Annotated in this window: 9 protein-coding genes and 4 pseudogenes; 7 read left to right on the top strand and 6 right to left on the bottom strand. The window is 54.4% G+C overall.

From position 1 onward, the window contains the following. Positions 1–161 precede the first annotated feature (161 nt). The 4 genes and pseudogenes from KRAC_RS61900 to KRAC_RS18180 form a co-directional block, all read right to left on the bottom strand. Positions 162–1,109 carry an integrase core domain-containing protein gene (locus KRAC_RS61900; RefSeq protein WP_007909505.1) on the bottom strand — a complete coding sequence of 316 codons (948 nt, stop codon included), beginning with the start codon at positions 1,107–1,109 and terminating at the stop codon, positions 162–164. Continuing rightward, positions 1,091–1,498: a helix-turn-helix domain-containing protein gene (locus KRAC_RS69135; RefSeq protein WP_040442046.1), complete on the bottom strand. Its 408-nt coding sequence runs from the start codon at positions 1,496–1,498 to the stop codon at positions 1,091–1,093. The genes KRAC_RS61900 and KRAC_RS69135 overlap by 19 nt, the downstream gene beginning before the upstream one ends. A gap of 324 nt (positions 1,499–1,822) precedes the next feature. Further along, a pseudogene (locus KRAC_RS79025) lies at positions 1,823–2,020 on the bottom strand (transposase); the annotation flags it as partial. A gap of 100 nt (positions 2,021–2,120) precedes the next feature. Further along, positions 2,121–3,527 carry an outer membrane protein assembly factor BamB gene (locus tag KRAC_RS18180; protein ID WP_007909502.1) on the bottom strand — a complete coding sequence of 469 codons (1,407 nt, stop codon included), beginning with the start codon at positions 3,525–3,527 and terminating at the stop codon, positions 2,121–2,123. Positions 3,528–4,980: 1,453 nt separating this feature from the next. Here KRAC_RS18180 and KRAC_RS79020 point away from each other — a divergent pair. Next, complete coding sequence (locus KRAC_RS79020; protein WP_083814865.1) at positions 4,981–5,223, top strand: HNH endonuclease; 243 nt, start codon at positions 4,981–4,983, stop codon at positions 5,221–5,223. Positions 5,224–5,245: 22 nt separating this feature from the next. Next, a pseudogene (locus KRAC_RS18170) lies at positions 5,246–5,413 on the top strand (Tn3 family transposase); the annotation flags it as partial. Between the two features lie 218 nt (positions 5,414–5,631). Here the strand turns inward: KRAC_RS18170 and KRAC_RS66110 are convergent. After that, positions 5,632–6,799 (bottom strand): annotated as a pseudogene (locus KRAC_RS66110) (RNA-guided endonuclease InsQ/TnpB family protein). A 489-nt stretch (positions 6,800–7,288) separates the two neighbouring features. Here KRAC_RS66110 and KRAC_RS18155 point away from each other — a divergent pair. Beyond that, positions 7,289–7,609, top strand: a complete 321-nt coding sequence (locus KRAC_RS18155) for an RNA recognition motif domain-containing protein (RefSeq protein WP_007909495.1) — start codon at positions 7,289–7,291, stop codon at positions 7,607–7,609. 255 nt (positions 7,610–7,864) lie between these two features. Here KRAC_RS18155 and KRAC_RS18150 read toward each other — a convergent pair whose 3' ends face one another. Continuing rightward, positions 7,865–9,238, bottom strand: coding sequence for a transposase (locus KRAC_RS18150; RefSeq protein WP_007909494.1), 1,374 nt, complete (start codon positions 9,236–9,238; stop codon positions 7,865–7,867). A 257-nt stretch (positions 9,239–9,495) separates the two neighbouring features. Between KRAC_RS18150 and KRAC_RS18145 the strand changes: the two genes are divergently transcribed. The 4 genes and pseudogenes from KRAC_RS18145 (at position 9,496) to KRAC_RS18125 (ending at position 14,655) form a co-directional block, all read left to right on the top strand. Continuing rightward, positions 9,496–10,347: an N-acyl homoserine lactonase family protein gene (locus KRAC_RS18145; RefSeq protein WP_007909493.1), complete on the top strand. Its 852-nt coding sequence runs from the start codon at positions 9,496–9,498 to the stop codon at positions 10,345–10,347. Positions 10,348–10,365: 18 nt separating this feature from the next. Further along, a complete protein-coding gene (locus KRAC_RS18140; protein ID WP_007909492.1) occupies positions 10,366–10,842 on the top strand; it encodes a MarR family winged helix-turn-helix transcriptional regulator in 477 nt (158 codons plus the stop codon). Between the two features lie 860 nt (positions 10,843–11,702). After that, positions 11,703–13,362, top strand: a pseudogene (locus KRAC_RS79015) (nuclease/transposase family protein). Positions 13,363–13,800: 438 nt separating this feature from the next. Next, complete coding sequence (locus tag KRAC_RS18125; RefSeq protein WP_007909491.1) at positions 13,801–14,655, top strand: MerR family transcriptional regulator; 855 nt, start codon at positions 13,801–13,803, stop codon at positions 14,653–14,655. Positions 14,656–14,667 lie beyond the last annotated feature (12 nt).

Here is a 14,667-nt window from a genome sequence, read left to right as displayed (position 1 = left end):
AAGCAAACGAGTAAGCATGAGAACATGAGCGAGAAAAATGAGGAAAGAGTCGTCCAGGAAGGGAGAAAAGTAGGCGCGCAAGTGATGAAGAGTAAACGAGCAAGCAGAAAAGTGGACAGCAGTCTCCTCGACGAATCTACTCCCGCAAGCAAGCACAAAGATTATCGCGCCTGGAGGTGTCGCCGTCGCAGGTTCATCATGCGCTGTCGTTCCTCTGAACGAGCGCGCTCTTGCATCAAGGCAATGTAGTCATCGAGCGGCATCCGTTGGCCTTGCAGCCCTTTGATGGGAAGCTGCTTGATGATGCTCTCATGCTGCAGAACCTCGAAGCAGCGCTCAACTGCATTGACACACAAGGTGATGAGCTGTCCAGCCAGTGCTTGCTTGATGGAATAGTCAGCCCCATCAACGCTCACGCGACCGTCTGACTTGACGCGTCGTGCATAGGTCCGCCCGTGAACCGCTTGTAAGCAGGCATCCGGGTCGACCACAGCTGGAAGCGCGGGTAAGGTGGGCAGAACAGGATGCGCCTGGCTGGGAGGACGATTGCGACAACTGCGCCCCTGATGAGGACGTTGTGTGTTGTAGAAGTGCTCAAAGGCCTCGGTAACGTTGCGCACCTCTTCGAGGGTCCCAGGACGATGTACGAACAGACATTCTTCTTTGTAGGTCCGATGATAGCGCTCCACATAGCAGTTAAGTTCCGGGTGGCGTGGTGGCAAGATATTGGGTTGCACGCCGACACACAAGAGAAATTGGCACAGGGCCGAGGGAAAATCGCGTGCTGTTGCACTTCCCACCCAGCGGGGATCGCGATCAAAAGTCAAGATGCTAGGACAGCCAGAGCGACGCAAGAAGGCGACCACCGCCTGGAAGGCCGTTTCCGCGTGAAAATCTTCATGAACCTGGGCATCGAGCAAGAGGGAGGTGCCCGCGTCGACAAAGTTGCACGCTTCGATCACATGCTGCCGCGCGGGCATCAGGATCATGCAGATCAGCAGGAACGGTGGAAATGTCTTTGAAGTCGAGTTGGACTTCTTCCAAAGGGGCTCTTGGCAGGCGCGGAGAGCGTTGACGAGGGGGATCGCGCTCAATGGCTCCTGCAGCATCCAGGATGCGCCAGATGGTGCGTGTCGAACGAGGCAAGCGGGCCTTTTTTGCCTGCAAGGCGCGCATCTCGCTGCAGATAATACAGGATCGCCAGTGGTCCAGGCGTGCGCTGCAACGGCTCTGGGGGAGCCTGACGGATCGAGAGCACCCGCTCTTTGACCTCAGTGTCAATGCGAGGAGGGTGATGGTGAGGGGCGCGAGAGCGAGAAAAGAAGATGGAAGCATCGAGCGCTCCCTGGGCTTGGGCTTCTCGAAACCGCTGACGCCAGGTACAAACCATGCTCACAGAGCAGCCGACCGCATCAGCATACTGCTGAAGTGTCCACTCAGGATGCTGCTGAAGCAGGTGGAAGAGGTGAGCACGCTTTCCAACATATTCAACTTCCATAACACTCCCTTTCTGAGAAGCGGAGAGCAGAGAAAACGATCACCTGTCATGGAGTTTACCTGATGAAAGGGAAGGGAGTCGAGCAAGCGGACAAGGGCTATTTCACAGTGAGAAGCAAGGAGTAAAAAGAGAGCCTGCTCGCTTCTCAAAATCAAGCGAGCAGGCTCTCTTTTTACTACTTGCTTGCTTATTTCAAGCAATCAAGGAAGCGCAAATTTACTGTTTGCTTGCTAAAACAAGCGAGCAAGTGCGATATTCATAGCTTGTTTGCTTTTTCGATCTCAAGTACTTTTGCGAGAGCCAAAGTCGGAAAACAATACACTTCTCCGTCGCATGGGTGAGTTTCTCCAGGGCGGTGAGGGCCTCCTTGTTCTTGAGAGAGAGGATGCCCTCATGAGCCTGGATGACCTCAAAGTAGAAGGCCACGACACGATTGTAGAGCGCCTGATGCTCCGCGAAGGAGTGGGCTGACTGTGGCGGATACTGCAACGCTTGCCTGATTGTTTTCGTGGCTTTTGCCATTTTTAGTACGTTTCTCTCAAAATATATTGTACCTCTTTTAGAGAGTACTACAATACGTTGGAGTCGTCAAACATATGTTCTCTATTGTGCTATGCAAGGGCTAAAGCCGGGGCACGCCCAACTGCCGCCGTTGAAACGGCGCAGCTTGCGGCGGGCTAAAGCCCGTTGTGTCATGCTGGGTGGTTTGGTTGATGATGAGCGCGGAGATGCGCAAGACATGATGCCAGAGTAACGTGCCATCGCTGCCGCGCATGGCATGAATACTCCCGTCATCGGTAGTGAAGTAGATGATGCTCTTTTCTATCAGCATGACGTTCCCTTTGACGGGGCGGTGCCAGAGCAGCATGCCGTCAGTAACGCGGCGGGCATCCACTCCCCCATTGGGTGTGCTAAAGTAGGTGAGACTGTCGTCCGCCTCTAATCCGTAGGCACTTCCACTGGTGGTATTGGGAGCGTGCCAGAGCAAAGAGCCATCGCTGGCGCGCAGAAAGTCTCTCGCGCCATTTTCGAAACAGAGGGCAACGACCTGGTCATAAGCGTTCACATACGCGCCCGCAACATTGGCTGCGGGTAGGTGTTTGTGCCAGAGCAAAGAGCCATCACTGGCGCGTAGCGCGTCTAACTCACCACTGGGGGTCAGGAAATAGAGCATGCCGTTTCTGATCGAAGAAAGGGTATCTGCTTGGACGTTCTTCTGGTTCCAGACGAGGGAGCCGTCGCTGGTGCGGAGGGCAGCCGCACTATGGTCCCATAAGTCCAGGTAGATCATGTGATTGTCTACCCCGAGGGGAAGGCCGTCGATGTTGTGGTGCCAGAGCGGAGAGCCGTCAGTGGCGCGGAATGCGCCCACGCCGCCGAAATCTGGGAGCGCATAGACAATGCCGTTTGCGACCCAAAGTCCTTGCCTGGCGACTTTCCGCTGCCAGACGAGGGAGCCATCGCTGACGCGCAGGGCTTTTATCGTCGTCTCTTCGCTGACAAAAACGAGCCCGTTTTCGACGCCAGACCAGCCAAGCCCTCTCCTTTGCCAGAGCACGGTTCCATCACTGATCCGCAGCGCATCGACCATTCCACTTTGTGGTTCTAACAGGAACACGACTCCATTGGTGCTGGCTACCGGATAGGCATCAACAAGCCCTGGGTGGCGCCAGAGCAGAGAACCATCGCTGGCGCGCAACGCGTGTATATTCTCGTCTGCTGTTGTGATATAGATCACCCCATCCAGCAGAGAGAGAGACTTTGGCACAAACGTTGGGTGAGCCACCACCGGAGTTCCCGCTGGATGGGTATCTTTGGCCCCCTGAGGTATATTCGGAAGCCAGAGAAAAAGAAAGACAAATCCTCCCATGATGGTCAGCAGGAGCAGGAACCAGCGTGTCTGGAATGAAAGACGTTGACCCTGAATGACCCGTATGCCCAACACCTTGTGAACTGTGCCTGGTGGGTCCAAATCGGTCATTTCGACTTCAGTATCGTTTATGGTTTGCTCATCTTCAGGCGTACCCACGACTCACCTCTTCTACGCAAAGCTGTTTTTTCGTACTTTTTCTCAAGAGAGTACAACATGTTCCTGAAGAGAAGCTGAAACGTGTCTACATTGCACCTTCATCGATAGGCAAGGCTACAAGCAGCACGTTCACTCAACTCATGGTCGCTTACCACTGGGTATTTTATAGCTCAAGCCCTCCCAAGTATGAGCAAGAACCCGTTTAGGAGAGCGAATGAGATTGGGATGCCCTGCCTGTTGGTCAACCAAAGCTACGATGAGAGTGACGGTGTACGTCGAAGTGACCTACAGACCATGGTGGCCTAACCAGAAAGAGTCTGACATTTCTGCGCGTATGAAAGGTCTATCATTTGGTCTATCATTTGCGACGCCAAAGGTAGACCTTTCTGAAGGGAGACAGGAGTTCCGTTCGTCTCCTCCACCTTAACCTTAGGGGTGCGACACGTTCGGTCGAGACCGATAGTTATCGGGGGATGATCGACAAGGAGTGATCCTTGATAACTTGAGTTTCGATGTTGGGCGCGGCTTTGAGCCAATTCCCAACCCCTTGTGAACAGGGAAATGCATCTTCCCCAGTGGTGAGACTGACTCTCAATCTGCTGAAGCGGGAAGAAAAGCGGGTAAGTCCCGACTCCAACGGGATCATCCCCGCAAGCCGGTCGTCATGGCTAGCGCAAGCGAAGGTCTGGTTGAGGCATCGTAACTGAGAACAAGCCGACGTGGAGTAGTGGCTTGACCAAATTGGTGAAGGATAGGGGCCTGGCATACCCCTAAGTGACCAGGGTTCACTCCCGATAAACCCGGTGCATAGGACCAGCCTAAAACGACGCAAAACGAAGCTCAGGAACGTGGGAACCAGCCATGTTCTCTCTGGCAACAGAGAAGGTGTCAACCCTATGGCATGGCTGGAAGGATTCCCCAAGAAGCGAAGGTTTGAGGTAATGCTCAGGATATGCTGACGTGGGGACGGTCAAAGAGAAGAAAGCGGACCAGGAAGCGTTGAGATCCGAAGGCACCGTGAACCCTGCCAGGGCCGCAAGGCAGCAACAGTAGCGAGTGAGTGGCTATGGCGCCGAAAGAACAGCTTTCAAGCTGGCTCATTACCAGTATCCATGACAAGGACTCTTTGACTGAGGAGCCGGATGCGGTTAACGTCGCACGTCCGGTTTTGAAGCGGAGGCGAGGGGAGCGATCCCCTCGTCGACCGCACCAGGGTAATTATCGCTGTGTAGATGTGAAGGATGGATGGCTGCTTGCCACAACGGAAAGTGTGAGGCGATATACAGGCATCTCACGTATCAATAGTAGTGTTCTTCGTTCACTGCCGAAAAAGGATGAATACGATGCTTCAGCCAAGGGAAAAAGTATCCCACTCTGCTGCAAAAGCCGTGCTCGTAGTGGAAGATGATACAGATATTGGAGCGTTTCTCGTCGAAGCCGTTCGAGAGGAGACATCATACTCCATCTCTGGGAAGAGCAACACGGAATCTGTCCACACTGCCAACAAAAGCTCACCGAACTTACCGGCTGGCATAGCCACCATATCATTTGGAGATCCAAAGGCGGCAGCGACGGACATGCAAACCGTGTCCTGCTTCACCCAGACTGTCACCGAGCCATTCACAGCCAGGGTTTATCTGTAACGAAGCCGTGTCCCCCCACAGGGGCTAGCGAGAGGCTTGAGCCGAATGAATGAGAAACCCTCTTGTCCAGTTCTCAGGTTGATGCCTCGGCTTAAAAACATCTATGAGCAGAAACTGTATCTGGTAGACAAAACGGATGAAGAGCACTATCCTCACCTGTCCCTGATCTTGGAGCGTGCAATCAACTGGGAACTGATTCGCCAGCAATACGATCAAATGGTCAAATATGCCACTGCCTCGCGCCAGCGACGGCCACGAAAGACTTCTTTCTCGCCTTCTACATGAATTGCTGCATGCTTAGCGGGAAAAACGGAAGGAAAAAATGTTATGACCTCAAGATGCCAGCATGAGGAACCTGCTCCGATTAATGTAGGAAAACGTATGCAAGCATCGCCTTCCTGCGTCTTTCGTTGTTGCTGCTTCATCCGTAGGTGCCTCAAGACCGGCTGGTCTTTTTGGTCTTACCCCGCGTCCACAGCCCAGTTTACGTCTTCGTCCGAGCCAGTACCGGAGACGGCTTGATCAACGAGCCCGATCAAGCGCAGGGCTTCCTGCAGGACATTGTGACCAGCATTGTGGTCGCGATCCTGGGGAAATTGAACATACGGGCAGGGGGAGTTCTGGCACACAAAGATGCGATCCTTGAGGGTCATCTGATCCCATGTCCACCCACAGCAGTGGCAGGTCTTGCTGGAAGGAAAGAAACGGTCTACCTTGATCACCTGTCCACCCCGTTGGGTGGCCTTGGCTTCCAGCAGGCGCACCAGAGTGCCCAGCGAGGCGTCGGAGAACGCGCGGGCTAGGCGCTGGTTTTTGGGCAGTCCCTTGAGATACAGGTTCTCCACCCCGATGATTCCATAACTGTCCGCCAGCCTGGTCGAGAGCTTCTGAAGGACATCCTGGCGCAAGCACACAATCTGGTAGTGCAGGCGTGCCACCTGCCTGCGTGCTTTTTCCCGATTCTTCGATCCCGGTTTTCTGCGATGCAGGCGTTTGTTGGCCTGGCGCAGCTTCTTGAGCGCGGTTTTGAGGAATGCTTGGTTCTCGACTTGCTCTCCCGTACTCAAGGTCGCCAGGCGGTTCAGTCCGACATCGATGCCCACCGCTGCCGCTTTCTTCACCGGGATCTCGTCAGGGAGTTCGACCTGGATGCTCACGAACCACCAATCTGCTGTTCTGGTGATGCGTGCACCGAGAACGTTTCCCTCAAAGCGGAGATTCTCTCTCGGCCATATTGACCCATCCGAGCTTGGGAACCCAGAGGCGATGATCCCCGACCTCGAATTGGTCGTTGGCGAGATAGAAGCTCGGCTTGCTGCGTTTCTTGCTCTTGAACTTCGGACGGCGAGCCTTCCCCTCGAAGAACGCCGTAAAGGCTTTGCCCAGATCAAGAAAAGGCTGGTCAGAGGCGTTCTTGGTCACATCCCAGGTCCAGGGGAATTGCTCCCGTCGGATCGCGTTAAATTGCTTCTTGAGCTTGAGGGCTGTCGGTTTCTCCCCGGCTTCATATTGCCGATTCCACTCGGCCAGCGCCCAATTCCACACGAAGCGGGCCACCCCTGCGGCGCGTGCAAAGGAGTTGGCCTGTTCTGAGGTGGGATTCAGTCTGATCTTATGGGCGCGAATCATGCGGTTCTGCTCTTTCTCCTGCCTGATGTTTCCTTAAGTATAGAACAGATGTCCTCATCTGTCAAGAAGCCCGAACGTGTGGCGTCTTGCCCACGGTTAATCCCTTTTTCCCACCTTTTTGGAAACAGTTGCATTCTCTTTCACGCAGGCACTATGCAATGATCTTACCCCCGATGATTGGATAGAGCCGGTAAAGCTGAGATATACTCTAGCAAATCAGGAAAGGGATCAAGATGGCAAAAGTCCAAAAGGTCTACACAAAAGAGTTCAAAGAGCAGGCTGTACATCTGGCGCAAACAAGCGGGAAGCCCATTAAACACAGAGTGATGCGATCTCACGGTTTCAAAACCGTCTCGTATCAGGGAATAAACTATCCCTCTATGTTGTTTTTGTTAACGTATGGCATTAGAAGGAATTGGATCGCTCCTGTGAGAGTTGGTTTCACGAGCATCAATTGTCGAGAGATGTCAGCACAGGAGTAGAATTAAGATGAGAATTTACGTTGGGGGCCTCCCCTATCAGTCAACCGAGCAGGATCTGATCCAGCTTTTTGAGCAGATCGGCCAGGTTACTTTCGCCACAGTCATCACCGATCGTGAGACCGGGCGCAGCAAAGGCTTTGGCTTTGTTGAGATGAGCAGCGATGACGAGGCTCGCGCGGCTATTGAGCAGCTGAACGGCTCAACCCTGGGCGACCGCACCATTACGGTCAACGAGGCGCGTGAGCGTCGCGCTCCCGGCGGTGGTGGTGGTGGCTATCAGAGCCGCGATCGCAGCTCAAATGGTGGTGGTTATCGCGACCGCTACTAGTCTCTTATAGCGAGAAAAGAAGAGAAGAGCATTCTCCCCCTGACAGGGGAGAATGCTCTTCTCTTCTTTTTAGCGAAAAATCGAAAGGCAGAAAGAAAGGCGCCAGTATTCCCAAGGCAAAGCGGTTTCCGGTCGTTCGCAATGCCCCAAAACTGCCTCCGCTTGCCCCAGTGTGACGATTCTCGTCACATTTTTCTGAATTTCTTCCCTTTCACGGAACTTCCAGAGAAGTTCTGATACATTCGGTTAGTTTACCTAAGTTTCGCCCAAAATAACAACAATCTGGAAGGGAGCAAGCAGCTCCTGCAAGGGATAGAGGAGTGAGTGAGCCAGGGGAGCGTCCTGATTGAGCTCGATCTCAACCACCTGATGCAACGCATTGAAACGGAGCAAACCGCTGACATGAAAGACATCACGCACCATACGCAAGATGCCATAACGATGGATTTTTGGGCTGTTCAGCCAGCGACGTGCCCAGACCACCACGTTGTGAGCCAGTGAGCCGAGCAGCGCCAGCATGTACTGCGCCTCAAAGCGCTTCTTATTGCGTTTCGTCAGTCCCAATCCCTGTTTATCACCCTTGAAGGAGGTTTCGATGCCTCCACCACGCTGATCATAAAAGGTCACATAGGCCAAGAGCACCGCCGTGGGATCAGCCGCTTGCGATGCCTCCCATCCCAGAAGGGGAAGAACCTGCTCAATCGAGAGCGAACACATCAGAATGCCATAAGCAAATGTGCCATCTCTTCTGCGACAGCGTACCGCAATACGTCGCATGGGACGGACGTAGCCAGCGGCTTCCTCGCTCACCCAGCCAAAGGAACGTTCCGACCAGGTGGGGTCCTGGACCCATTCCTTGACCGTTTGAGACAGTCGCGTGATACGTCGTCCCGAGTATTCTTTCGCCATGACCTCGTAGCCTCGGGAGAGCAGCCAATTGAGGTCGTCCTCGGTTCCCGCACCTGCATCGACACGGATAATGGTCCGTCTGCGTTTGGCATCGTCCAATTGCAAGGTCGTCTCAGCAGTCTCTACCAGCGGTTGCAGAGCCTTGATCAGTTGGACATTGCCTGCAAAAAGCTGATCGACCACGACTTCTTCATACTGGGTCGCCAGCACACGACCCAATTGCCGCCCTCGGCGATGATAGAGTCCTGCAAAATAGCCGCGCGTGGCAAACGCCGCTTTTGGTCCACAAGGCATGCCCGTCAGGTCCACGTCCAAGAGTTGAAAAGCGGCCTGATAGTCATGATGAAAGCCTTGGCTCTGAGCGCGGTAGATCTCATCGAGCGCCTGATGCAACTGAAGGACATTTTCCTCAGCACAGGCAGAAAGCGTCTCTTGCACCACCGACTGCTCAGCACAAGAGGTTCGACCGAAGGCTCGTTGCAAGCCCGGATCGGCTCGCAGCCGACTGTTGATTTCTACCAGTCCATGGGCTCCAGCCAACAGACTGATAAACGCATCCATCAGCTTGTCGAGAGGCGTATGCTTGATGGTTTTCTGCCTGATCTGCACTCTCTTGCGGATCGGGCTCAAGACATCCAATTGCTGCAATTTGGCTCCTATGGCGGCCAGGATGGCGCATCCAGTGAAATGGTTCGTTGTTGTTGTGATAGACTCGTTCATGGTGATACTCCTTTTTCTAATGAAAGCTCCTTTGTTCCTTCATTAGCTATGGAGTATCGCTCTGCTTTTTGCAAGCTCTGCACTGGCTCGCTGGACTGTCGTCAATTTGGGCGAAACTTAGGTAGTTTAAACGTCAATCTATAGGCACCAAAGAGAGAGAAAAAAGCTTGACAAAGTCAAATCGATGATGTATCATTCATTACAGATCATTGATGGCACAGCATCAATGATCTGTAATGAATGAGGAGACAAATATTATGCGTATCCATGCCATTCAGACAGGAACGGTCGCGATCAAAAAACGCCAGATGAGCGGCCAGGGAAATGGCTTTCTGCGCTTTGTGAATACCATGCTCGACACCAACTGGGCTGAGCCCTTACCCATCTATGCATGGGTGATTGAGCATCCTGAAGGGATTATTGTGGTTGACACTGGGGAAACTGCCCGTGCGACCGAACCGGGATATTTCCCCTGGTGGCACCCTTACTTCAAGAGCGTACGCGAATGGGTACGTCCTGAGGAGGAGATTGGACCACAACTACGCGCTCTGGGGATTGCCCCAAACGATGTGCGTTGGGTGTTGCTCACGCACTTTCACACCGATCACGCCGGTGGACTGCATCATTTCCCCAGGTCGAAGATTCTGGTCTCGCAGACAGAATATCAGGCCGCCCTCGGTTTTCGCGGGCAACGAAGTGGTTACCTCCCGCAGCACTGGCCGACCTGGTTCAAACCAACGTTGATCGATTTTGCGCCTCGACCTTTCGGGCCTTTTACACATAGCTCTCCGCTGACCCAGGCAGACGATGTCCAGTTGGTCTTTACCCCAGGTCATACGGTTGGGCATTACTCGGTCGTGGTCCAGGAAGAGGATCACGCGCTCTTTTTCGCAGCTGATGCCTCGTATACCCAACAGTTGATGCTGGACCAGGTCGTTGACGGAGTGACGCTGAATATGGCGCAATACCAGGAGACAGCGCGCCAAGTTCTGGCGTACCTCCAATCCGTGCCAACGGTCTACCTTCCTGCCCATGATCCGGAGTCTGCTCAAAGATTGGCCGCCCGTGCAGTTGCCGTTCCTGGTGAGCGCTTGATCCATGCCTCATGAAGAAGGAGAAACAGAGCCATGCAACCTGTTGAAGAATTCCGCTATCTCGTGCTCGCAGCACAACGCGAAGGGAACCGGCTATTAACAGAGGCGTTGCGTCCCCTTGATCTCACCCCATCGCAGGCAGAGGTGCTGCGCGTGCTTGAGGAGCATCAGCCGTTGTCACTGATTGCACTTGGGGATCTGCTCGTCTGCGAGAACGGCAGTCCAAGCAGACTGGTCAACGGGTTAGTCGAGGCGGACCTCGTCAAGCGTCTGCCATCTGCAACGAATGGCCGGATGGTGACGCTGACGTTGACCGAAACAGGGGAAGAGATGGCTACTCGTGTGAGGGCTGTTGAGGCAACGCTCTACGAGTTCATCACCAAGGCCACCCAGGGGCAGTCCCTCTCAGAGGGCATCACTCTCCTGTGGTGCCTGGTCGAGGGACGGCCAGGGGGAGAGGCAATCGCCCGACGCAAACGGCGTGCGCACGAAGCGAGCGAAGCCTTGTAGCTCTTCAATCAACTGTTTGAGGGGATAACGGTAATCTCCAGGACAAAACCTACGCTAAGACTTCATACAACTCCTCAGATTCCCGCTTTTGCGATAAAAGAGAAGAAAAAAGCGTATTAGAAGACACTGAAGGCGCCAGTGGCTTTTGATCTCTCTAGAGAACAAGCCAGAGGAGCGGATTCGCAGCTTATCGTAGGTTTTTGCTCCAGATAATACGGTGCTCCCATAAGGAAAAGGAATCCGCTCCGATGAAGTTTTCCAATAGTATCATTAGGTTCTGTCAGAACTGAGACCACAGATAACCGACGTTATAAGCATGCAAAAAACTGTAAATTTATGTAAAAAAGAGGAAAGGGAGCGTAGCTCTTCCGTTTTTCATGTATACAAAAAAATGCGTAGTGCTGTTCTATTCTTTTCCCTCAGCGTTTGTCATACTGGTGACAGCTTGCGCATCAATGTGACTGCTTCAACTACCTCAGATTGTCACACGACACTGTCAAATTTGGAAAGAAGCCGGTCGAATCCTGCATCATGACTATGGTGAAATGAGGCGTGTCTTTCCGGAAAGACACGAAGCTTTCATTGATTTGTCATGTGCGGTCTCGAGCAGAAGTCGAGAGCAGGCAATACAGGAAAAACCGTTAGGATCATTCGAGAAAAACGACCAATTTCACCTGATAATTTTACAGAGAACGTGGCGAGAAAGCCCCGGTCATTGATGCCGGGGATGAATCGCCTCCCCCGCGTGAGCGTGAGGACCGGAAAAAGCCAGTCTTCTAGAACTTGTGTTCTTCCCGACTCTCTGGTACAATAGCCGTGCGAGGATCGATCGCACGTATGAGATTGAAGGAGGAGCGGGGATGCCAAAGACATGCCGGGGACAACGCAAGAAGAAGGAACAGCAGGAGAAACGGCCTGCCACCCCCACCTTCCTGCTCGAACTGCCCCTGCTCGTCGATGCAGGGCAAGCCTCCCGCTTGCGTGCCCATTTGGAAGCTGCTCGTCAACTCTACAATGCCATCCTCTCCCAAGGCCAACAGCGCCTGCGTCGCATGCGGTCTGACCCTGCCTGGCAAGTGGCTCGTACCATTCCTCGCACCCAGAAAGCCGAACGGGCCGCCGCCTTCTCCGCCTTGCGCAAAGCGTATGGCTTCACCGAAGCAGTGTTGCATGAAGCCGTCAAAGGATTACGCGTCGGCTGGATTGCCGAGCATATCGAGGCGGTCCTCGCCCAAACCCTGGCCACTCGCGCCTATCGCGCCCTCAATCGCGTCTGCCTGGGGAAAGGAAAGCGGGTGCGTTTTAAGAGCCGAGGATGTGGCTTCTCCAGCATCGAGAACAAACGCAACGATACCAGCCTGCGCTTTGTGTTGCAACCACCCGAGGAGGGAAACGCAGGGTATCTGCTCTGGAACGGAGACCAGCTGCCCGCCCTCATCGATTGGAAGGATGAAGTGGTGACCCATGGGCTCAGGCACCGCATCAAGTACGCTCGCCTCATCCAACGTCCCGCCAGCAGCCCCAGAGCGGCGGGCGCTGATGCCCATGGGGATCGCTACGCGCGTGCAACTCGCTTTGGAAGGCAAGCCCCACCAGAAGAAGAAGCACACGGTTGGCATGAGTATCGTTGGCGGTGACCTTGGTCCCTCCACCCTGGCTCTCTTCCCCCAGGAGGGAGAGGCAAGCCTGGAGGTGTTCTGCGCAGAACTAGCTCCCGAGGCCCGTGCCATTCGTCGCTTGCAACGGCAGATGGAGCGGCAACGAAGGGCGGCTAATCCCGAGCACTACGACGAGAAGGGGCACATCAAAAAACAAGGCAAGAAAAAGCTGCGCTGGAAGCAGAGTAAGCGCTACCAGATCACCCGACGACGCAAAGCCACCAAAGAGCGCACGTTGGCAGCGCACCGCAAGAGCCTGCATGGGCGCAAAGTGCATCAGGTAGTGAAGCTTGGCAGCACCATCATCATCGAAAAGATTTCCTACAAGGCATGGCAGAAGCAGTTTGGCAAGAGTGTGGGACTGCGAGCACCTGGGATGTTTGTGGAACTGTTGAGGCGCACCGTTGCAAGCACGGGCGGCATCCTGGTGGAAGTTCCTACGCGCACGACGGCGCTGAGCCAATGGTGTCACGGCTGCGGCAGACGGGTCAAGAAGCCGCTTTCTCAGCGCTGGCATCACTGTGCATGTGGCGTGGGGCCAGTGCAACGTGACCTGTATTCGGCGTTTCTTGCCGCCTCCCTCGATCCAGCAGACCCCATTCCCTCGTGTGCCCGATACCAGGAGTATTGGGAAGGTGCGGAGGCGCGCCTGCGGGCAGCACACGAGCGTACAGCACAACGCGCGAAAGAGGGGCAGATCTTGCCCCGAAGCTTGGGTGTGACTCGAGCCAGAGCGCGTCTGCCCAAAAGTCTGAGGGAACCCACACAAGAGCCAGCCTCTCTTGCCCAAGCAGGAAGGCTGGAAGCGTGGACGGAACGCTCAGAACCCCCGCTGCTTTCGCACGGGGAGTCTTCAGAGTAGCAAATTGTCGAAAGCATCATCCTCTGTCTATCTGGAGCGTCTATCAACTCCTGATCCCGCAATCAGAAATGCACCAGATTACGACAACAGACAGAACCCAACTTCACTCGGCTTCCTGGTCATTACGCCACCTTCCTTACCCACTCCAAGGAAGAGGAGCCTTGACTCTCAAGCCACTTGAGAGTGTATCCTTTGATCAGAACAGAGGAGCAGCAGCAAAAACCGATGGTATCGGCCTATCTGGCTTGTCTTGTTCCAAACAGGTGATAAATCCTGTTGACAGCCCAGATGTCACGAACAGTATGCTCGGCAAAACATGCTGGCGCGCGTCCGAACGGTTCGTTCGACCCATCACACGAAAAAAGGAGCTGCCCCGCTACGGCGGCGCTGGAAGCTTCTCCTGGCAAAGCCGCGTTGTATGGAGTAAAGGAGGCAACGATGTTCAAGATCGGGGAATTCTCCAAACTAGTGCAGGTTCCGGTTCCCACCTTGCGCTATTACGATCAAGTAGGTCTTCTCAAGCCGGTCGAGGTAGATGACTTCACCGGCTATCGTTACTACTCTGCCAGCCAATTGCCGCGCTTGAATCGCATCCTGGCACTCAAGGGCCTCGGTTTCGAGCTTGCGCAGATTGGCGTAGTGCTGACGGAAGGGTTAACGCCAGAGCAGATGCGTGGCATGCTGCGTCTGCGTCATGCCCAGCTCAGCCAACAGCTGGGCGAGATGCAAAGTCAACTCGTCGAGGTGGAAGGACGTTTGCAACAGATTGAACAGGAGGAAACGTTGTCCACGTATGATGTCATTCTCAAGCACGTCGAACCGCTGCTGGTCGCCTCTGTCCGGGCAACGCTTCCCACACACAATGAGATCAGTCTGCTGTATGCGGAAGTGTACGCCGCGCTTGAGGAGCATGAGAACTGTGCCGGGCAACCATTCGTCATCTGGTACGACGATGAGTACAAAGACCAGGACATTGAGAGGGCCGCTGCGGTTGCGTTGCGCCATCGGGTTCCAGAGAGCGGACGGGTGCGCATTCACGAGTTACCCGCCGCTCTGATGGCAACCATAGTCCACCAGGGTGGTGGTACCACGCGCGTCGAAGCACAGGAGGTGATCCTCACGTGGATCGAGGCGAATGGCTACCGGATCATTGGACCATCACGAGAAGTCTCTCTGCATACCACCCTCCCCATCTCTCACGACGATGCCTCCTGCGTGACGGAAATGCAATTCCCGGTGGAAAAGGCGGTTCCCTCTCACGACTTGCTCCACAGCAAGCAGCGCTCTCTCTGACCACCCAAATGT

Source organism: Ktedonobacter racemifer DSM 44963 (assembly GCF_000178855.1).
GTDB lineage: Bacteria > Chloroflexota > Ktedonobacteria > Ktedonobacterales > Ktedonobacteraceae > Ktedonobacter > Ktedonobacter racemifer.
The sequence above is the reverse complement of the archived record's forward strand: the minus strand, read 5'-3'. Positions and strand labels throughout refer to the sequence as shown.